Genomic DNA, 20664 nt, shown 5'->3' on the forward strand with positions numbered 1-20664 from the left:
ACTACCTCAGCCGTTAGGGCCCACGGTGGCAACGATGGTGACTTGCTTGTTGTCCGGTATTTCCTGGTAGGCCAGCACGTGCAGATTGGGCACGGCCAGACGACCGAATCTCGACAGCATGGCGCGGATGGGACCGGCCACCAGGAGAATGGCCGGCTGGCCCTGCATCTCCTGGCGCTGCGCCGCCTCGATGAGCGAACGCTGCAGCTTCTCGGCCATGCTCGGCTCCAGGAGAACACCGTCTTCCTGACCTTGCCCGGCCCGTTGCAGACTATTGAGCAAGATCTGTTCCAACCTGGGCTCCAAGGTGATCACAGGCAGCTCGGACTCAGTGCCTACAATGCTTTGCACGATGGCGCGGGACAAGCCGACCCGCACCGAGGCCACCAGCGCGGCGGTATCTTGACTCTTGGCCGCATTGTTGGCGATGGCTTCGGCAATGCTGCGGATGTCACGCACCGGCACCTGCTCGGAGAGCAACGCCTGCAAGACCTTGAGCAGCCCCGACAAGGAAATGACGCCTGGCACCAGTTCCTCTGCAAGTTTGGGCGAGGCTTTGGCCAGCACTTGCAGCAACTGCTGGACCTCTTCGTGGCCGATCAGCTCGTGGCAGTGCTTCTGCAGAATCTGGTTCAGGTGCGTGGCAACCACGGTACTGGCATCGACCACCGTATAGCCCAGCGACTGCGCCTGGGCGCGCTGGGCGACATCGATCCACACCGCCTCCAGGCCGAAGGCCGGGTCGCGCGCAGCGATACCGTTGAGGCTGCCGAACACTTGACCGGGGTTGATGGCCAACTCGCGGTCCGGATAGATCTCGGCCTCGGCCAGGATCACGCCCATCAGCGTGAGACGGTAAGCGCTGGGCTGCAGGTCGAGGTTGTCGCGAATGTGCACGGTGGGCATGAGGAAGCCCAGGTCCTGGGACAGCTTCTTGCGCACGCCCTTGATCCGCGCCAGCAGTTGCCCGCCCTGGTTGCGGTCGACCAGGGGAATCAGCCGATAGCCGACCTCCAGACCGATCATGTCGATCGGTGTGACGTCGTCCCAGCCCAACTCCTTGGTTTCCATCGCACGCTGCGGCGAAGGCAGCAGATCCTGCTGGCGCTGGGCCTCCTGCAGGGCCGTCTGCTTGGCCTTCTGCTGCTTCTTCCACACCAGGTAAGCGCCGCCGCCGGCCAGCAGGCCGAGGCTGAGGAAGGCGATGTGCGGCATGCCCGGCACCAGGCCCATGACCACCATCAAGCCGCCGGAGACGGCCAGCGCCTTGGGCGAGTCGAACATCTGCCGGTTGATCAGCTTGCCCATGTCCTCGGAGCCCGAGGCGCGGGTGACCATGATCGCGGCGGCGGTGGACAGCAGCAGCGACGGCAACTGCGCCACCAAACCGTCACCGATGGTGAGCAGCGCGTAGACCTTGCCGGCATCGCTGAAGCTCATGCCGTGCTGGAGCATGCCGATGAGCATGCCGCCGATGAGGTTGATGAACAGGATCAGCAGGCCAGCGACGGCGTCGCCCCGGACGAATTTGCTGGCACCGTCCATCGAGCCGTAGAACTCGGCCTCCTGGGCCACTTCGGCACGACGCGCCTTGGCCTGGGCCTGGTCGATCAGGCCGGCGTTGAGGTCGGCGTCGATGGCCATCTGCTTGCCGGGCATGGCGTCCAGGGTGAAACGCGCGCTCACTTCCGAGATACGCCCGGCACCTTTGGTCACCACCACGAAGTTGATGATCATGAGGATGGCGAACACCACCGCACCGACCACGTAGTTGCCACCGATCACCACTTCGCCGAACGCCTGGATCACCTTGCCCGCCGCGCCATGCCCTTCCTGGCCGTGGAGCATCACCACGCGCGTGGAGGCCACGTTCAGCGCCAGACGCAGCAGCGTGGCCACCAGCAGGATGGTCGGGAAGGCGGCGAAGTCCAGCGGGCGCAGGGCGTACACGCAGACCAGCAACACCACGATGGACAGGGCGATGTTGAAGGTGAAGAACACGTCGAGCAGGAACGGCGGGATGGGCAACATCATCATTGCCAGCATCACCAGCAGCAACAGCGGCACACCCAGGTTCCCCCGGCCTAGACCGGCCAGGTTATTGCGGGCGTTGCTGAGTAACTGAGCGCGATCCACCGGGTATCCTCTTCGAGCAGAAACTTGACGCCTGGACAGCGCCTGGGCGGTGCTCTGCAAGAAGCTTTCCAACTTTGCCTGGGATGCGATAGGGCGTGGTCCCGGTGGGGGCGGCGGTTCGCCGCAGCGCCCTAGCGGTGACCGAGCGGGACGCTCTGCGACACGCTCAACTGTCGCGGCGAAGATCTGGCGGAATCGGCAGGTCCTTGTTCAGCGGATCCGGGGCCTTGCCGCGTCCCGAGCGGTACTGGCGAATCTGGAAGACGTAGGCCAACACCTGCGCCACGGCCAGGTACAGGCCCGCCGGAATCTCGTTTTCCAGCTCGGTGGAGTAGTAGATCGCCCGCGCCAGCTCGGGCGACTCGAGGATCTGCACCTTGTGCTCCTGGCCGATCTCGCGAATCTTCAAGGCCAGGAAATCCGTGCCTTTGGCCAGCAGCAGCGGCGCCGAACCGCCCTTTTCCGGGTCGTACTTCAGGGCCACGGCATAGTGGGTCGGGTTGGTGATGATGACGTCGGCTTCCGGCACCGCCGCCATCATGCGCCGCTGAGAAGCCTCGCGCTGCAACTGACGAATACGCTGCTTGACCTCGGGCTTGCCCTCCATGTCCTTGTACTCATCGCGCACCTCCTGCTTGGTCATCTTCAACTTCTTGTGCGTCTGCCAAAGCTGGAACGGCACATCCGCCAGGGCGATCAGCAGCAACCCCGACGCCATCCACAACGCGCTCCACCCGACCACCTGGACGCTGTGAATGATCGCCTGCTCCAGCGGCTCCTTGGCGATCGCCAGCAATGCCTCGCGGTCGTTGGTCAACACCACCAGCGCGACCACCAACACCAGGCAGAACTTGGCCAGCGCCTTGAACAGTTCGGTCAGCGAATTGAGCGAGAACATGCGCTTGATCCCCGACAACGGGTTCATTCGGCTGAACTTGGGCTGCAACAGCGAACCGGAAAAGATGAAGCCCCCCAGCACGACGGGCATCACCAGCGACAGCACGAACAGCAGCACCAGCACCGGCTGAGTGGCCCAGATGGCCATCTTGCCCGAGGCCATGAGGAACGCGCCCATCGAGCGCTCGTCCACCAGCACTTCGCGCGACAGGGTGAAGTTCATGCGCATCAGGGTCATCAGCGTCTCGGCCAGATAGCCGCCGAAGGCCAGCAAGGCACCGGCGCCGCCAAGGGTGATGGCGAAGGTGTTGAGCTCCTTGGAACGCGCGATCTCGCCTTTTTCGCGGGAGTCGCGCTTGCGTTTGTCGGTGGGTTCCTCGGTCTTGTCCTGACCGCTCTCGCTCTCGGCCATGCTCAGCGCACCCGTGCCAGCTCACGCAGCCACTGCAAGGCCTCGCTGGCCAGCTGCTGATAGTGGGAAAGGATATCGGCCAGGCCGACCCAGAATACGCCGAGCCCCAGCACCAGGGTCAGCGGAAAACCGATGGAGAAGATATTGAGTTGCGGCGCCGCGCGGGTCATCACGCCGAAGGCGATGTTGACCACCAGCAGCGCGGTGATCACCGGCAGGATCAACACCACCCCCGCACCCAGCACCCACCCCAGGCGACCGGCGATATCCCAGAAGTGCTCGACCACCAGCGCGTTGCCGATCGGCAAGGTGGTGAAGCTCTCGGTGAGCACCTCGATGACCACCAGGTGGCCGTTCATCAACAGGAACAGCACGCTCACCAGCATGGTCAGGAACTGGCCGACCACCGCCACGTTGACGCCGTTGGCGGGGTCGATCATCGAGGCCATGGCCATGCCCATCTGAATCGCCACGATCTGGCCGGCGATGACGAAGGCCTGGAACAGCATCTGCAACGAAAAGCCGAACAGTGCGCCGACGATGATCTGCTCGGCGCACAGCAGCACGCCGCGCAGGCTCAGGGGCTCGAACTCGGGCATCGGCGGCAGGCCGGGCACTATCACCACGGTGATCGCCAGCGCCGCGTACAGGCGAATGCGCGCAGGTAGCATGCGGGTACCGAACACGGGCATGGTCATCAGCACCGCGGTGACCCGAAACAGCGGCAGGATGAAGGTGGCGACCCAGGTGCCGATCTGCGCAGCGGTCAGCTCGAGCATGCGCCGCTCACCCGATCAACTGCGGAATGCCGCTGTACAGGCCGGTCATGTACTCCATGAACTTCTGCACCAGCCACGGCCCGACCACGATCAGCGTGACCAGCATCACCAGCAGGCGCGGCAGGAAGCTCAGGGTCTGTTCGTTGATCTGCGTGGCGGCCTGGAAGATCGCCACCACCAGGCCGACCAGCAAGCTGGGCACCACCAGCACGGCCACCATCATGGCGGTCAGCCAGAGCGCCTCGCGAAACAGGTCGACTGCGATTTCCGGGGTCATGCGACACCTCCTGGAGCGGGCTCAGACACCGCCGAAACTGCCGGCCAGCGTACCCATGATCAACGCCCAGCCATCGACCAGGACGAACAGCATGATCTTGAACGGCAGCGAAATGATCAACGGCGAGAGCATCATCATGCCCATCGCCATCAGCACACTGGCGACCACCATGTCGATGATCAGAAACGGGATGAAGATCATGAAGCCGATCTGGAACGCGGTCTTGAGCTCCGAGGTGACGAACGCCGGGACCAGAATGGTCAGCGGCGCCTGGTCGGGGCTGGCGATGTCGGTGCGCTTGGACAGGCGCATGAACAGGTCCAGGTCACTCTGCCGGGTCTGCGCCAGCATGAAGTCCTTCAGCGGGCCCTGGGCCTTGTCGATCGCCTGCTGGGCGGTCATCTGCTCGTTCAGGTAGGGCTGCAGGGCATCGCGGTTCACCCGGTCGAACACCGGCGCCATGATGAACATCGTCAGGAACAGCGCCATGCCGGTCAGCAACTGGTTCGAGGGCGTCTGCTGCAGGCCCAGGGCCTGACGCAGGATGGAGAAGACGATGATGATGCGGGTGAAGCTGGTCATCAGAATGACGAACGCTGGAATGAAGCTCAGCGCCGTCATGATCAGCAAAATCTGCAGGCTGACCGAATATTCCTGTTGGCCGTTCGGCCCGTTGCTCAAGGTGATGGCCGGGATCGACAACGGATCGGCGGCCAAGGCCAGCGGCGCGGCCAGCAGCAGCGCCAGGGTCAGGATCGTGCGCAACGCGCGGTTCATCGGCGGTTGTCCTTGTCGTGCTTGCCATCCTTGCCCATCAATTCGAGCAGGCGCTGGGCAAACTCCGGCGCGGCCTGGCGCGCGCTGTCCGGCACCGGCACGGGTTCGGCCAGCACATGCAGGGCTTCGATGCTGCCAGGGCTGTGACCGATGAGAATCTGCTCCTTGCCCACCTGCACCAGCACCAGCCGATCCCGCGGCCCCAGGGCTCGGCTGCCGAGGATCTCGATGACCTGGCCGCCACGCGGTTGCGCCAGTTGCATGCGCCGCAGCAACCAGGCCAGCAGGAAGATCACCCCGACCACCAACAGCAGGCCCAGGACCATCTGCGCCAGTTGTCCGCTCAGGCTGTCAGGCGCGGGGGCCGTGGCGGGCGCCGGCGCGACGGCAGCGCTGGCCAGCACCGCCTCGCTGGCGAGCAGGGCCGCGCAGGCGCCCAGGGCGCGAATCATGGCCTTCACTCAGCGCAGCTTCTTGATGCGTTCGCTTGGGCTGATCACGTCGGTCAGGCGGATGCCGAACTTCTCGTTGACCACCACAACCTCGCCGTGCGCGATCAGGGTACCGTTGACCAGTACGTCGAGCGGCTCACCGGCCAGGCGGTCGAGCTCGATCACCGAGCCCTGGTTCAGTTGCAACAGGTTGCGGATGCTGATTTCCGTGGCGCCCACTTCCATCGAGATGCTCACCGGAATGTCCAGGATCACATCCAGGTTCGGGCCTTCGAGGCTGACGTTCTCGTTCGGCCGTGGCGAGCTGGCGAACTCTTCCATCGGCAAGCGACCGGGGCCGGAGGCGCGTCCGGCATCGGCGGCCAGCAGCGCGTCGATGTCAGCCTGGCCGGCATCGCCGGTCTCTTCCAGGGCCGCGGCCCACTCATCGGCCAGGGCCTGTTCCTCCGGGGAGGTGATCTCGTTTTCGTTAGCCATAAAGTCCTCGACAAGCTTTCAATGCGTTGTACGATCGCGCCGCCGTCAGCGGCGCTCGATCGGATCGATGATCTGCAGCGACAGGGTGCCCTTGTGCGAGCCCAGCCGGGCCTTGAACGACGGCACACCATTGGCGCGCAGCACCAGGTTTTCAGGCAGCTCCACCGGGATCACGTCGCCGGGCTGCATGTGCAGGATGTCGCGCAGCTTGAGCTGGCGACGGGCGACGGTGGCCGAGAGCGGCACGCTGACGTCCAGCACGTCTTCGCGCAGGGCCTTGACCCAGCGCTCGTCCTGGTCGTCGAGGTCGGACTGGAAGCCCGCGTCGAGCATCTCGCGCACCGGTTCGATCATCGAATAGGGCATGGTCACGTGCAGGTCGCCGCCACCGCCATCGAGCTCGATGTGGAACGTCGACACCACCACCGCTTCGCTGGGCCCGACGATGTTGGCCATGGCCGGGTTGACCTCGGAGTTCATGTACTCGAAGTTCACCGGCATGATGGCCTGCCAGGCTTCCTTGAGGTCGACGAAGCACTGGTCCAGCACCATGCGCACCACGCGCAGTTCGGTGGGGGTGAATTCACGGCCTTCGATCTTGGCGTGGCGGCCGTCGCCGCCGAAGAAGTTGTCCACCAGCTTGAACACCAGCTTGGCGTCGAGGATGAACAGCGCCGTGCCACGCAGCGGCTTGATCTTGACCAGGTTGAGGCTGGTGGGCACGTACAGCGAATGCACGTACTCACCGAACTTCATCACCTGCACGCCACCCACGGCCACATCGGCCGAGCGGCGCAGCAGGTTGAACATGCTGATGCGGGTGTAGCGGGCAAAGCGCTCGTTGATCATTTCCAGGGTCGGCATGCGACCGCGAACGATCCGATCCTGGCTGGTCAGGTCGTAGCTCTTGACGCTGCCAGGCTCGGCTGCGCTCTCGGTCTGTACCAGCCCATCGTCGACGCCATGCAACAGGGCATCGATCTCATCCTGGGACAGCAGGTCCTGCACGGCCATCGGTCGGCTCCTACTGCAATACGAAATTGGTGAACAGCAGCTGGTCGATGACCGGCTTGCCGACTTCCTTCTGCGCCACTTCCTGGACCACCGCGGTGGCCTTCTGGCGCAACATTTCCTCGCCCACGGCGCTGCTGGCCAGGCTGTCGAAGCCCTGACCGGAGAACATCATCACCAGGTTGTTGCGAATCACCGGCATGTGCACCTTGAGGGCATCGAGGTCGGCCTGGTTGCGGCCCTGCATGGTGATGCTGACCTGCATGTAGCGCTGCCGCCCGTTCTGGTTGAAATTGACCACGAAGGCCGGTGCCAGCGGCTCGTAGATTGCAGGGGGCTTGACGTTGGCCTGCGCAGGATCCGCCGCCGGTGCGGGTTCGCTCTTGTGCATGACGAACCAGGTGGCGCCCACCGACAGGCCAACGGCCAGCAGCAAGGCCAGTACCACCAACAGGATCAGCTTGAGTTTGCCTTTAGTGGCGGGGTCTTTGACTGCGTCGCTCTTCGCCATGCCAATAATCCGTCGTCCATCGTGGTTTCAAGAAAGGATGACGAGGCTTGAGCAAGTGTTATGCCAGATCTGTCGGACTGTCTGCAGACGCGGCTCAGGCCGCGCCTGCAGGAACGTCAGGCGTAATAGTCGACCGCACTGTCGCCGATCACCACCTGCTGCTCGGCAGGCCGAGCGGTGTCGCCCGGCTCGGCGTTGTCGCCGCCCTCCCCGGCCCGCCGCGCCGCGACACCGGAGAAGTTCGAGCTCCCCTGCTGCGCCTGCTGTTGCTGCTGGCGTGACTGATCGGCAACGTTGACGTCAGGCTGGGCCAGGCCCTGCTGGGCGAACAGCTCGCGCAGGCGGTGCAATTGGCTGTCGAGGGTATCGCGCACGCCGGCGTGGCCACTGATGAAGGTGATCTGGGTGGCTTGGTCCGCCGCCACGTTGACGCGGATGTCCAGGCGACCGAGCTCGGCCGGCTCAAGCTGGATATCGGCGGACTTGAGGTTCTGACTCGACAAGTACATGACCCGGTTGACCAGCCCCTCGCTCCAGGCCCCCTGGTTCATGACCAGGGGCTGCTGCAGCGGGTTGCTCGGGGCCACGGCGTTGGCAGTCTTTGGCGTGACGGCCTGGGTCAGGTTGGCCAGACGGTTGGCGAAGTCATCGACACGGGTGTCGCTGTCGGCTTTCTTGACGTCCTTCAAACCAGTTGAAAGCAGTTCAGAGAAACCCTTCTCGCCATGCTGGGTTTGACCGCGCGGCGACTCGCCCTCGGCTTCTACCAGCAGATTCGCCAAGGTATTGACAGTGCCCGATGCACTGGCGTCCTGTCCTGGCGTCTTTTCGTTCTGGGACGAGGCATGCGTAGAGGTCGTGCCTTTGGCCTGGGCACTCTGTTCGAGGGCCAAGCGCAAGGTCGGCATGTTCGCCAAGGGGTCGGCTTCGGGATCGAAGTCGCCATCTGCCGGTTTTTCCTCTGTGCCAGGCGCCGGCGCCGCCGCTGCCTGGGCAGTGGCCACAGGAGGCTGGACCGCCGCCTGAAGCACTGGCGCGACCGCCTCGGCCTGGGCCTGGATCAACTGCGCCCCGGTCTGGGCGTCGGTGACCTGCCCCGCCACCAAATTGGCGTTGACCGATCCGGGTTCGACGGGGTGATCTTCAGCGTTGCCGGTCGAAGCCTGCACATCGTCTTCGGCAGGCGCTGACGGGCCGTCGCGGTCTTGGGCCTTTTGCTCGGTGCGCGCAGGGGCCTGGTCGCGAGCCGCTGGCAAGGGCTTGCCATTGACGGCAAGGGCTGCGGGCTTGTCATTGCCGCCTTTGCCGCTGGGTGCAAAATCGACTTTGTCCTTCGGTGCCGCTTGGACCGGCTTGTCGGCGCGCATCGCGGGCTGATTGCGCTGCTGACGGGCCATCAGTTGGTCGAAGCCGCCGCCCTGTAAACCCGGCGCCTGCGCAGGTTTTTCCGGCACTGCCGTGCTTGGCCGCGAGGCAGGGCTGGCGTGGCCGGGTTGCAGCAAGGGGTTGGATGCGACAGGCATTGAAACTCTCCACGCCAGGGCAGCGAAAGGGGTGACTGGCCATGGATAAGCAAAACTCGCGCCAGCTTTGCCTTCAACCAGCGGCAATACGTTCGCGCTCGCCCCGATAGAACCGCTGGACCTCGACGAATTCCAGATCGATGCGGTTGATCAGGTCCTCGATGCCATACAACGGTTGCTGCCTCACGCGCTCTTCGAGCTGCTGGCAGAGCTGGGCCAGACCCACCGCACCCATGTTGCTGCTGCTGCCCTTGAAGCTATGTGCCGCCATGCCCAGCGTCTGCGCGTCCTTGGCCAGATGCAATTGACTCAGGCGCAGTTCGGAGTCTTCCAGAAAGGTCTCGAGCAGTTGCAGGTAGCCATCTTCCATGACCTCCCGCAGGTCGCTCAGCACCTTGTAGTCGATATGTTCGTGTGTCACTTGCTCGCTCCTTGATCAAGCCTGCCTGCGCCCGGATTCAACCCGTCACTTTACCAACCGAATTCGACCCGTGCCCGCCGTCCGTCGTCGAGCCACTGTGCACGTACGCCCAAGCGTCTGACCAGATGCAGGCCGCGACCGCTGAGGCTGTGATGCGCCGCAGAATGGGCCAGCACGTCGTCGATATCAAAACCCGTGCCACTGTCGCTGACCTCAAGCGTCAGACGCCCACCGTCGGCGATGGGTTCAACCTTCAACTCGATGCGCACGAACCCTTCGCGCAAACTGGCCAAACGTCGATCACGTTCGCGGTAGTACTCGGCAAAGCCTTGCGCATCGGTTTTCTGGCGCGAATCGAGGCCGAGCACGCCATGCTCCAGGGCATTGGTATACAGCTCGCCCAACACGCTGTGCAGCACCCCGCTGCTGGCGCGCAGGCCGTCGATCTCCTGCAGCAATTGCAGCAGATAGGGCAGCGGGTCGAAGCGCTTGAGGCTGTCGGCGTGCAGCACCAGCGACAAGGACCAGTCCAGCGGACTGCTGCGGTGGTTGTCGAGGGTTGGCGGCTCGAGCGGCAGGCGTTCGTCGCGCGGTAGCATCGCGATGTCGCACAGGCTGATATCGTCACGCGGCCGCCCGCCGAAACGCGCCAACGCCTGCATCACCTCGTCGAACAAGTGCCGCGGCTCACGGTTGGCCTTCAGCACCTCGCTCAAGCGCTCGACGCCGAACAGCCGGTCCTGGGCATCGCCCGTCTCGATCACGCCATCGGAGAGCAATAGCAAACGCTCACCCAAGGCCATGGGCATGACCACAGTGGTGTCATCGAACTGTTCAGGCGCGAGGATGCCAAGCGGCAGATGCCGGGACGGCAATGTCGCCAGGACCTGCCCGTGCGCAGTGAGGTGATAGGCATCAGGCATGCCCCCGTTCCAGACCTCCAGCGTGCCGCGCTCCAGGCCAAGCCCCACCAGCAACGCACAGCAGAACATGTCCACCGGCAAGATGCGTTTGAGCTTGGCGTTCATCTCGCGCAGCATCTGCGCCAGGCCGTAGCCCTTGGCAGTCATGCCATGGAAAATCTCGGCCAGCGGCATGGCGCCCACGGCTGCCGGCAGACCGTGGCCGGTGAAGTCGCCGAGCAGTACGTACAGGTCACCCGAAGGTGTGCGCGCCGCCATCAGCAGATCGCCGTTGAACAGCGCGTAGGGCGATTGCAGGTAACGGATAGTGTCGCTATGCAGGCAGCCGGCATGGGCGACCTTGTCGAACAGCGCCTTGGCCACGCGCTGTTCGTTGAGCAGGTGATGGTGGTGCCTGGCCAATTCGTCGCGCTGCTGCAGCACCGTCGCCTGCAGGCGCCGCTGACGGTCCAGGGCATTGATCTTGGCCGCCAGGATCACCGCGCTGTAGGGTTTGGCCATGAAATCGTCACCACCGGCCTGCAGGCAGCGCACCAGCGCCTGCTCTTCGTTGAGCGAAGTGAGGAAGATGATCGGCACGAAGTGCTCGCCCGCCTGGGCCTTGATCCGGCGCGCCGCCTCGAAGCCATCCATCACCGGCATCAGGGCGTCGAGCAACACCAGGTCCGGGCGCTGCTCGATGAACAGGGCAAGCGCCTGCTCGCCATGCTCGGCGGTGATGACCTCATGGCCCTGACGGCGCACGATCTGCGCCAGCAGCAGACGATCGGTGGCACCGTCCTCGGCGATCAGCACGCGCAAGCGCGGGGACACCGACATGACCGGCCTCAGTGAATCTCGAACAGGCTTGTGAAATTGGAAATGGCGAAGATCTTGCGCACGTCAGGGCTGGTGTTGATCACCCTGATGCGCGCGTGGTCGCCACCGACATGGTCACGCAGCAACAGCAGCATGCCCAGGGCCGAGCTGTCCAGATAGGTGGCGTCCTTGAGGTCGATGACGACGCGCTTGGCCGGTTGGCGCTCGTAGGCTTCACGGAAGGCCTGGTGCTGGCCGAAATCGAAACGGCCCTTGATCGTGATCGTCAGCTGTTCTTCGTCCGCTGAATAAACAGATTCGACTGCCATGCGCGATTCCTTCGTTGATGGCGGGGAGTGAGGAAGGTGTAGCAGGCAGCTGGTTGCGCCGCAAGCGCAAGTCCTAGGCTTTGTCTGAAAAGCCTTGATACTCGGTGATGCTGCGTTGAAAACCGCCTGGATCGCCAGCCCGGCCGGAATGCTCATTTACAACCTGTAAAGTCGAGCGCGACTCCGACCGTTCCTCGGCGGTTTTCGCCTTGCCTGACCTTCGTCTCAAGACTTTTCAAACAAAGCCTAGAAAGGGCTCTGCCGGGGCAAGCGCTGCGACAACTCGTCGAGCAGCTTCTGCTCGCGCTTGTCTTCGGCGCGGCGTGCTTCGTCGAGGTAGCGCTGCACCAGTTTTCGCAGGCCCTCGACCCGCGCATAGGCCTGTTGCCAGGCATCGCGGGCGTTGCGCAGGTTGTTCTGATGCCAGGTCAAGCTCTGGCGCTGCTGGGTCATGGCGGTTTCCAACTGGCCTAGGAAGCGCTGGTAGTTCACCAGCCAGTTGCCGTCCACACCCTGGCTGCCGCGGTTGATCCACTGCTGTTGGTAGTCTTCACGAAAGCGCTCCAGCTCGGCGAGCTTGGCCTGGGCCTGGGCCACCTGCTGCTGGAACTGGCCCATGCGCTGCACGGCCTTGCGCTCGGCTTCCTCGGCCATTTGCACCACAGGCGCAAGACGCGCGGCACGACTGGGCAGGGCCACGCCGCTCAGCTACCCGAAGGCGGTGCGAAGATGCTGCCCAGCTGTTCACGGCTTTCGGCCATGCCGGTACTCTCGTCGAGCCCCTGGCGCAGAAAGCCCACCAGCTTGGACTGCAAGGCGATGGCAAGGTCGGTCTCCGGATCGCCGCCAGCCACATAGGCACCGACGCTGATCAGGTCGCGACTCTGCGACAGGCGCGACCACAGTTGCTTGAACTTCTGCGCCTGGCGCAGATGATCGTGATCCACCACCTGCGGCATCACTCGGCTGATCGAGGCTTCGATATCGATGGCCGGGTAATGACCTTCCTCGGCCAAGCGGCGCGACAACACGAAGTGCCCATCGAGCACACCGCGCGCCGAGTCGGCGATGGGGTCCTGCTGGTCATCGCCCTCGGACAGCACGGTGTAGAACGCGGTAATCGAGCCGCCACCGGCCTCGCCATTGCCCGCCCGCTCCACCAGCTTGGGCAGCTTGGCGAACACCGACGGCGGATAACCCCGGGTGGCGGGCGGTTCGCCGATGGCCAGGGCGATTTCGCGCTGGGCCTGGGCGAATCGGGTCAGCGAGTCCATCAGCAGCAGGACGTTCTTGCCCTTGTCGCGGAAATACTCGGCGATGCGGGTGCAGTACATGGCCGCGCGCAGCCGCATCAGCGGCGCATCGTCAGCGGGCGACGCCACCACCACGGAGCGCTTGAGCCCTTCCTCGCCGAGGATGTGCTCGATGAATTCCTTGACCTCGCGCCCGCGCTCGCCGATCAGCCCGACCACGATGATGTCGGCCTTGGTGAAGCGGGTCATCATGCCCAGCAGCACCGACTTGCCCACGCCGGTACCGGCGAACAGGCCCAGGCGCTGGCCGCGCCCGACGGTCAGCAGGCCATTGATGCTGCGGATACCGACATCCAGCGGCTGGCTGATGGGATCGCGATTGAGCGGGTTGATCACCGGCCCGTCCAGCGGCACCCAGTCCTCGGCCTTCATCCCGCCCTTGCCGTCGAGGGCGCGACCGGCACCATCGAGCACCCGCCCGAGCATGCTCATGCCCATCGGCAGGCGGCCGCTGTCATCCAGCGGCACCACCCGCGCGCCCGGCGCGATGCCGGCGATGCTGCCAACCGGCATGAGGAACACCTTGCTGCCGGCGAAGCCCATCACCTCGGCCTCGACTTCGACCGGGTGGTAGCTGTCGTCGTTGATCACCTTGCAGCGACTGCCCACCGCCCCGCGCAGCCCCTCGGCTTCGAGGGTGAGGCCGACCATGCGCAGCAGGCGGCCTTCGACCACTGGCTGCTCGGGCAGCTTCACCGCGTCGGCATAACCGCTCAGGCGGCGGCCGAAGCTGGTGCGTTCAAGGCGCATCAGGCACATCCAGCTCGACGGACACATCGGGCGACGCAGGATGCAGGGTCTGCTCGTGGCCTTGCTCGAACAGTTGCGCCACGGCTTTTTCCATGCGCGTCTCCATGCTCGCATCGATGCGGCTATGGGCCGTCTCGATACGGCAGCCGCCAGGCAGCAGCGACTCGTCTTCGAGCAGCTTCCAACGCTCCTCGTGACGCTCGCGCAAAGTCTTGACCTGCTCGAAGTCCTGCGGGTTGAGGTGGATGCGAATGTTCTCGGCGCCCATCGGCAGCAGCTTGAGCGCCTGGCGCAGTACCTGGACGATCTGCGTGGAATCGCTGCGCAGTTCGCGACCAATCACCTCGCGGGCGACATGGGCCACCAGGTGCACCAGGGATTTTTCGATCTGCGCGTCCTGCTCGGCGATCGGCTCGAGCAGATGGGCCATCAATTGCTCCAGGCTTTGCAGCTTGGCATCGAGGGCCTGCTCGGCTTCCTGGCGAACCTTGATCTGGGTGCTGTGAAAGCCCTCGCGCTCGCCCGTGGCGAAGCCTTCGTTATAGGCCTCCTGACGAATCGCTTCGAGCTCTTCGAGGGTCAGTGGCTGGACTTCCTCCAGCGGTACTTCTTCGATTTCCTCGACCAGTTGCGGTTCGGGCTCCGGCTCGGGTTCCGGCGCGGGGGCAGGGTCGAAACTGGGCAGCGCCCACACATCGACGCCCTCGAGGTCGCGGGCGCGGATCAGGTCGCTGGGGTGTTCTTTGGTGGTCATGTTCTCAGGCACTCAAAACCGTGTTCGACCGACGCCGCACCGTGCAGGCGCGGCGGTTCGCCAGCCAGGCAAGCGGCCTTAGATCATTTCCTCGGCGCCCTTGCCGCCGAGCACGATCTCGCCGGCCTCGGCCATGCGCCGGGCGATGGTGAGGATTTCCTTCTGCGCGGTTTCCACGTCGCTGACCCGCACCGGCCCTTTGGCCTCGAGGTCGTCGCGCAGCAGCTCCGAGGCCCGTTTGGACATGTTCTTGAAGACCTTGTCCTTGACCTTCTCGTCGGCGCCTTTGAGCGAGACCACCAGCACGTCGGAAGACACTTCGCGCAGCAGGGCCTGGATGCCGCGGTCGTCCACGTCGGCCAGGTTGTTGAAGACGAACATCAGGTCTTCGATCTGCTCGGACAGGTCGCTGTCGATGTCGCGGATCGCGTCCATCAGCTGGCCTTCGACCGAACTGTCGAGGAAGTTCATGATGTCGGCGGCGCGCTTGATGCCGCCCAAGGTGGTGCGCGCGGCATTGGAGTTGCCGGAGAACTGCTTTTCCAGGATCTGGTTCAGCTCTTTGAGCGCCGCCGGTTGCACGGTGTTGAGCGACGACACGCGCAGAACGATGTCCAGGCGCACCTTGTGGTCGAAGTTGCTCAGCACCTCACCGGCCTGGTCGGGGTCGAGATAGGCGACCACGATGGCCTGAATCTGTGGGTGCTCGAAGCGGATCACATCGGCCACGGCGCGCGGCTCCATCCACTTGAGGCTGTCCAGGCCGCTGGTGTTGCCCCCGAGCAGGATGCGGTCGATCAGGCCGTTGGCCTTGTCTTCGCCCAGGGCCTGGTTGAGCATCTTGCGAATGTAGCCGTCGGATCCGACGCCCAGGCTGGTCTGGTCGCCGACGATCTCGACGAACTCGCTCATCACCTGCTCGACCTGCTCGCGGTGGACGTTGCCCATCTGCGCCATGGCCACACCGACCCGTTGCACTTCTTTGGGCCCCATGTGGCGCAGGACCTGGGCGGCGTCGGTCTCGCCCAGCGACAGCAGCAGGATGGCCGCTTTGTCGACGCGGCTCAGCTTGGCGGTAATGGCTCGGTTGTCACTCATCGGCGTTGATCCACTCTTTGACGACCTGGGCCACACGACCCGGGTCTTCGGCCACCAGGCCCTTGATTGCGTTCAGTTGCGCCTCATAGCCTTCGCTTGGGCTCGGCAGCAGGATGCTGCTCGGTCCGCCCAGGCTGACGCGGTCGTCGCCGACCTCGCCGTCCATACCGATCATGCCCATGCCGCCCATACCGCCGAGTTGCATGTCGGGGTCGCCGGCCACGTTCTTGCCGCCACCGGTGATGCTGGTGAGCACCGGGCGCAGTACCCCGAACACCAGCACCAGGATGAACACCACGCCCAGCACCTGCTTGACGATGTCCCAGAACCAGGGCTGCGAGTAGAACGGGATATCGGCCAGCACTTCGCCGCGGTCGGCGGAGAACGGCACGTTCATCACTGTCACGCTGTCACCGCGGCTGGCATCGAAGCCCACCGCGTCCTGCACCAGGCGGGTGAAGCGCGACAGGTCTTCGGCCCCCCAAGGGGCGCGAGTACTCTCGCCATTGGCGCCGACCTTGACTTGGTCGTCCACCACCACCGCCACCGACAGGCGGGTCAAACGCCCCTGCTGTTGACGGGTATGGCTGATGGAGCGGTCCAGCTCGAAGTTCTTGGTGCTCTGCTGACGCTTGTCGGCTGGGTACGGTGCCAGCATCGGCTGGCCGGTGGCCGGATCCATGATCTGCTGGCCGTTGGCATCGACCAGCGGCTGGCCGGGCGCGATGGCACCGGCTGGGGCTGCACCGGCCCTGGCGTTCTCAGGCGCCGCAGCGCCGGCCGGTGGCTGGTTGCTCAGCGCACCCGGCACGCCCTGCGGCCCCTGGCCGCTGGCGCGCTGCTCGTTCACCGACTGCTCGCTGCGCAACGCCGGTTGGTCGGGATTGAACTGCTCGGAGGTGGACTCGACGGCGTTGAAGTCGACGTCAGCCGACACCTCAGCCTTGTAGCGGTCGTTGCCCAGCACTGGCTGCAAGATGTTGTGCACACGCTGGGTGAGCAGGCCTTCCATGCGCCGGGTGTAGTCGAACTGCTTGCCGGCCATGGTCAACGCGGTGTCCTGCAACTGGTCGGAGAGCAGGTTGCCCTTCTGGTCGACCACGGTGACCTGCGACTTGTCCAGTTCCGGCACACTGGTGGCAACCAGGTTGACGATCGCCATCACCTGACCGGCCTCAAGGCTGCGCCCAGGGTACATTTCCACCAGCACCGAGGCGCTGGGCTTGCGCTCGTCGCGCACGAACACCGAGCTCTTCGGGATCGCCAGGTGCACGCGGGCGGCCTTGATGTTGTTGAGGCTGGAGATGGTGCGCGCCAGTTCGCCTTCCAGGCCACGGCGATAGCGGGCCGCCTCCATGAACTGGCTGGTGCCCAGCCCTTGTTCCTTGTCGAGGATCTCGAAGCCCAGGTTGCCGTCGCTCGGTGCAACGCCGGCAGCCGCCAGCTTCATGCGCGCCCGGGACAGATCGTCGGACTTGACCAGCAACGCCCCGGAGTTGGGCTCGACGGTATAGGGGATGTCGGCAGCGGCCAGGGTTTCCATGACCTGCTTGGTGTCCATGCCGGCCAGGCTGCCATACAGCGGACGGTAGTCGGGCTGCTGCGACCACAGCACCACGGCAAAGCCGATGGCCACGCTGGCAGCCAGACCGACCAGCAGGCCGACCTGACGCAGCATGGGCATACGCGAAATGTTTTCCAGGAACGCCATGCCGAACAGCGGCGGCTTGGCCGCGGGCGGGCCGCTCTTGGCGGGGGCGTTATCGACGACTGCTTCGGCCATGACTCAACGCGCCCTCAAACCGGCATCTGCATGATGTCCTGGTACGCCTGCACCAGCTTGTTACGTACCTGGGTCAGCGCCTGGAAAGAGACACTGGCCTTCTGCGAGGCGATCATCACATCGGTGAGGTCGACACCGCTCTTGCCGATCTCGAAGGCGTTGGCCAGCTGGTTGGACGCCTGCTGGGTATCGCTGACTTTGTTGATGGCCTGGCCGAGCATGTCGGCGAAGCTGCTCTGGCCTGGCGCGAGCTCGGGCGCAGCCGCGACCTTGGGCAGCGACATGGCATCGGCCTGCATCGCGCGCATGTCCAGCATCAGACGATTGAATTCAACACCTTGGCTCATGAACTTCTCTCTCCGGCGGCCGCATTTTTTTGACACCGATGCAGCGGGTAAGACGGTTAAAGCAACAAAGGTGCCAGCCTTGGCGGAGTGTCCCTTTACCCAGCATTCAACCGTACAGGCCACCTTCCACATCCAGGCCGGCATCGCGCATCTGCGCCAGCTTGTAGCGCAAGGTGCGGGGGCTGATACCCAGCTTCTCGGCGGCCTCCTTGCGACGACCACGCTCGGCGCGCAGGGTGTCGATGATCATCTGAAATTCGTGACGGCGCAGGTCATCGCCCAGGCCACTGGACTCGGCACTGGATTCAGCGCATGATGGCTCAATAGTGGCATCCTTGACTGGCGACAAGGGAATGGCACCCGCCAGACAGAAATCCGCCGCCTCGATCACCCCGCCCTGCTGCAGGATCAAGGCGCGCTGCAACGCATTGTCCAGCTCGCGCACGTTCCCCGGCCAGGCGTACGCCTGGAGACAATGACGCGCGTCAGCGGACAGGCGCACCGGGGCGTGCTTCATCTTCAGCACATGCTTGGCCAGCAGGCGCTCGGCCAGCGGCAGGATGTCGGCGCGGCGCTCGCGCAGCGGCTGCCAGGCCAGGGGAAACACCGAGAGGCGGTAATAGAGGTCTTCGCGGAACCGTCCGGCGGCCACCTCGCCTGCCAAGTCGCGGTTGGTGGTGGCCAGCACACGAATGTCCAGGGCGATCGGCTTGCGTCCACCGACCCGCTCCACTTCCCGCTCCTGCAGCACCCGCAGCAGTTTGGCTTGCAGACCCAACGGCATTTCGGAAATCTCGTCGAGCAGCAGCGTACCGCCCTCGGCCTGCTCGAACTTGCCGGCCTGGGCCGCGATGGCGCCGGTGAAGGCGCCTTTCTCATGCCCGAACAGCGTGGCTTCGAGCATGTTGTCGGGGATCGCCGCACAGTTGATGGCCACGAACGGCTGCGCGGCCCGCGACGATTGTTGGTGGATGTAGCGCGCCAGCACCTCCTTGCCGGTGCCGGACTCGCCGGAAATCAATACCGTCGAGTCACTGCGCGCCACCCGAGCCGCCAGCTCGAGCAGTTGCCGGCTCGCCGCTTCGCAGGCCACCGGCCCCTCCTCTGCCGCCTCCAGATGGCCGGCGGCATGCCGCTCGACCAGGCTCAGCAGCGCCTTGGGCTCGAACGGTTTGACCAAGTAATCGACCGCGCCCTGACGCATCGCATCGACCGCACGCTCGACTGCCGCGTGGGCCGTCATCAGCAAGACCGGCAACTGCGGCTGCTGGCGCCGGAGCTGGGCCAGCAACTGGTGACCATCCATCCCCGGCATGTTCACGTCGCTGATCACCAGGCCGAAAGCCTCTTCGCTCACCGCCGCCAGCGCCTCTTCGGCACTGCCCACCGCGCGATGGGCGAATCCGCCGATCAATAACGTGTCGCTCAAGGCCTGGCGCAGGGCCCGGTCATCCTCGACCAGCAATACCTTGGTCATGCCAGTACCTGCGCGCCAGGGGCGGCAATCAACGGCAGCACGACGTGCACGCACGTGCCGCGACCCACTTTAGAACGCAGCGCCAGACTGCCCTGATGCGCCTTGACCACGGCCTTGACCACAGCCAGGCCCAATCCGGTGCCGGTGGACTTGGTGGTGACAAAAGGCTCGCCCAGGCGCTGTAGCACCTGCGGCTCGATGCCACTGCCGGCATCGCTGACACTCAGGTGCAGGTTCTGTTCACGGCGCAGCAGATGCACTTTGAGCCGGGCCGGTGCGGTGCTGGCCTGCACGGCGTTTTCCAGGAGATTGAGCAGCGCGCCGACCAGCGTGTCGCGGTTGCACAGCAACTCGCCCAGGTGGGTATCGCACTGCCAGCGCACCGCATGACCCTGAACGTGGGGCTGGGCAGCGTGCTGCAGGGCCTGGAACAGCGCTTTGGGCGTGACGCGATCGTTCAGCGGGAGTTCGCCGCGCGCGAAGACCAGCATGTCGCGCACCTGGTGCTCCAGTTCGTGCAGGCGCTCCTTGAGGTTACCGGCAAAACGCTGGCGGGTGTCCAACGCCAGGGTGCCCTGGTCATCCGCCAGGTGGCTGGCATAAAGCATGGCCGCCGACAGCGGCGTGCGGATCTGATGTGCCAGCGAAGCAACCATGCGCCCCAGCGATGACAGACGTTGGTGGCGCGCCAACTGCTCTTGCAGCCGACGGGTTTCGCTCAGGTCGTTGATCAGCACCAATTGGCCAGGCTCGGCATCCAGCGAACGCGTCGCGATGGACAGGCGCCGGCCGTCGCGCAGCGACACTTCATGGCCGTCGTCTTCGCGAGGGGCGAAGCTGCGCGCAATCACTTGGCGCCACAGCTCCCCAACCAGCGGCTCACCGAGCAAGTCGCAGGCGGCCGGGTTGGCCTCGCGCACCTGGCCATGACCATCAATCACGATCACACCACCGGGCAGCAGGTCGAGCAGGTGCTGCAGACGGTTGGCCAGACGCTCCTTTTCATCCAGTTCCGCCATGCGCTGGGCGCTGACCACTGCCAGCTCACCCTTGAGTTCGGTGACCCGCGCCTCGAGCAAGGTGTAGGACTCGCTGAGCTGAGTGGAAACCTGATCGAACAGGGCGACGGCGTGGTCGAGTCCGGGTCGGCTGTCCTGCTCGACCGGAACTCGCCCTGACGCATCATGGAGTCGGGAAATAGGGGCGGCCTGGGGCATCGTGCTCTCTCGCATGGCTGACCGTCATAAAAACGGTACTTCGCCTGCGGTGTAGCAATAGCCGTGCCGGGGATGGGGTTTGCTTGCAATCGTGGGACCGCTTCGCGACCCGATCACGACACAAGGCCGCTGCCAGAAAATCTAAGCGGCCTTGTGTCGTGATGGACTGCAAGGCAGCCCAAAGGAGTTGCATCTGGTACCG

At 64.6% G+C, this 20664-nt stretch carries 21 protein-coding genes; all 21 read right to left on the reverse strand.

The genetic code is table 11. The features are described 5' to 3' along the window. Nucleotides 1-6: 6 nt before the first annotated feature. The gene (gene flhA, locus NJ69_RS10880; protein WP_039578921.1) at nt 7-2136 is read right to left on the reverse strand and encodes a flagellar biosynthesis protein FlhA; all 2130 of its coding nucleotides are present in this window, start codon (nt 2134-2136) and stop codon (nt 7-9) included. 166 nt (nt 2137-2302) lie between these two features. Then, complete coding sequence (flhB, locus tag NJ69_RS10885) at nt 2303-3445, reverse strand: flagellar biosynthesis protein FlhB (protein WP_039578922.1); 1143 nt, start codon at nt 3443-3445, stop codon at nt 2303-2305. A 2-nt stretch (nt 3446-3447) separates the two neighbouring features. Beyond that, entirely contained in the window at nt 3448-4224 is a 777-nt protein-coding gene (fliR, locus tag NJ69_RS10890; protein WP_039578925.1) for a flagellar biosynthetic protein FliR, read from the reverse strand. A 7-nt stretch (nt 4225-4231) separates the two neighbouring features. Continuing rightward, entirely contained in the window at nt 4232-4501 is a 270-nt protein-coding gene (gene fliQ / locus NJ69_RS10895; RefSeq protein ID WP_029612405.1) for a flagellar biosynthesis protein FliQ, read from the reverse strand. Nucleotides 4502-4522: 21 nt separating this feature from the next. Next, entirely contained in the window at nt 4523-5278 is a 756-nt protein-coding gene (fliP, locus tag NJ69_RS10900) for a flagellar type III secretion system pore protein FliP (RefSeq protein ID WP_039578927.1), read from the reverse strand. Next, nucleotides 5275-5739: a flagellar biosynthetic protein FliO gene (fliO, locus tag NJ69_RS10905; RefSeq protein WP_039578930.1), complete on the reverse strand. Its 465-nt coding sequence runs from the start codon at nt 5737-5739 to the stop codon at nt 5275-5277. The genes fliP and fliO overlap by 4 nt, the downstream gene beginning before the upstream one ends. Further along, the gene (fliN, locus tag NJ69_RS10910; protein WP_039578932.1) at nt 5740-6207 is read right to left on the reverse strand and encodes a flagellar motor switch protein FliN; all 468 of its coding nucleotides are present in this window, start codon (nt 6205-6207) and stop codon (nt 5740-5742) included. Between the two features lie 45 nt (nt 6208-6252). Next, entirely contained in the window at nt 6253-7221 is a 969-nt protein-coding gene (fliM, locus tag NJ69_RS10915) for a flagellar motor switch protein FliM (RefSeq protein ID WP_029612408.1), read from the reverse strand. 10 nt (nt 7222-7231) lie between these two features. Beyond that, nucleotides 7232-7729: a flagellar basal body-associated protein FliL gene (fliL, locus tag NJ69_RS10920; protein ID WP_029612409.1), complete on the reverse strand. Its 498-nt coding sequence runs from the start codon at nt 7727-7729 to the stop codon at nt 7232-7234. 116 nt (nt 7730-7845) lie between these two features. After that, nucleotides 7846-9252, reverse strand: a complete 1407-nt coding sequence (locus NJ69_RS10925; RefSeq protein ID WP_039578935.1) for a flagellar hook-length control protein FliK — start codon at nt 9250-9252, stop codon at nt 7846-7848. 73 nt (nt 9253-9325) lie between these two features. After that, on the reverse strand, nt 9326-9673 hold the full coding sequence (locus NJ69_RS10930) for an Hpt domain-containing protein (protein WP_039578937.1): 348 nt from the start codon (nt 9671-9673) through the stop codon (nt 9326-9328). Nucleotides 9674-9723: 50 nt separating this feature from the next. Next, nucleotides 9724-11415 (reverse strand): ATP-binding SpoIIE family protein phosphatase, encoded by a 1692-nt coding sequence (locus tag NJ69_RS10935; RefSeq protein WP_039578940.1) that lies wholly within the window; start codon nt 11413-11415, stop codon nt 9724-9726. 8 nt (nt 11416-11423) lie between these two features. Beyond that, nucleotides 11424-11723 carry an STAS domain-containing protein gene (locus NJ69_RS10940; RefSeq protein ID WP_039578943.1) on the reverse strand — a complete coding sequence of 100 codons (300 nt, stop codon included), beginning with the start codon at nt 11721-11723 and terminating at the stop codon, nt 11424-11426. Nucleotides 11724-11969: 246 nt separating this feature from the next. Beyond that, entirely contained in the window at nt 11970-12422 is a 453-nt protein-coding gene (gene fliJ, locus NJ69_RS10945; RefSeq protein WP_039578945.1) for a flagellar export protein FliJ, read from the reverse strand. A gap of 5 nt (nt 12423-12427) precedes the next feature. Next, nucleotides 12428-13786, reverse strand: a complete 1359-nt coding sequence (fliI, locus tag NJ69_RS10950) for a flagellar protein export ATPase FliI (RefSeq protein WP_039578946.1) — start codon at nt 13784-13786, stop codon at nt 12428-12430. Then, nucleotides 13776-14540 carry a flagellar assembly protein FliH gene (gene fliH / locus NJ69_RS10955; protein WP_039578947.1) on the reverse strand — a complete coding sequence of 255 codons (765 nt, stop codon included), beginning with the start codon at nt 14538-14540 and terminating at the stop codon, nt 13776-13778. The genes fliI and fliH overlap by 11 nt, the downstream gene beginning before the upstream one ends. Nucleotides 14541-14618: 78 nt before the next feature. Further along, on the reverse strand, nt 14619-15638 hold the full coding sequence (gene fliG, locus NJ69_RS10960; protein ID WP_029612418.1) for a flagellar motor switch protein FliG: 1020 nt from the start codon (nt 15636-15638) through the stop codon (nt 14619-14621). After that, entirely contained in the window at nt 15631-17421 is a 1791-nt protein-coding gene (fliF, locus tag NJ69_RS10965) for a flagellar basal-body MS-ring/collar protein FliF (protein WP_039578948.1), read from the reverse strand. The genes fliG and fliF overlap by 8 nt, the downstream gene beginning before the upstream one ends. Nucleotides 17422-17435: 14 nt before the next feature. Then, nucleotides 17436-17768: a flagellar hook-basal body complex protein FliE gene (gene fliE / locus NJ69_RS10970; RefSeq protein ID WP_029612419.1), complete on the reverse strand. Its 333-nt coding sequence runs from the start codon at nt 17766-17768 to the stop codon at nt 17436-17438. Between the two features lie 106 nt (nt 17769-17874). Next, entirely contained in the window at nt 17875-19245 is a 1371-nt protein-coding gene (locus NJ69_RS10975) for a sigma-54-dependent transcriptional regulator (protein WP_039578949.1), read from the reverse strand. Further along, nucleotides 19242-20462 carry a sensor histidine kinase gene (locus NJ69_RS10980; protein ID WP_039578950.1) on the reverse strand — a complete coding sequence of 407 codons (1221 nt, stop codon included), beginning with the start codon at nt 20460-20462 and terminating at the stop codon, nt 19242-19244. The genes NJ69_RS10975 and NJ69_RS10980 overlap by 4 nt, the downstream gene beginning before the upstream one ends. Nucleotides 20463-20664: the final 202 nt, after the last annotated feature.

This window comes from Pseudomonas parafulva, from assembly GCF_000800255.1.
In the GTDB taxonomy this organism is placed as follows: domain Bacteria; phylum Pseudomonadota; class Gammaproteobacteria; order Pseudomonadales; family Pseudomonadaceae; genus Aquipseudomonas; species Aquipseudomonas boreofloridensis.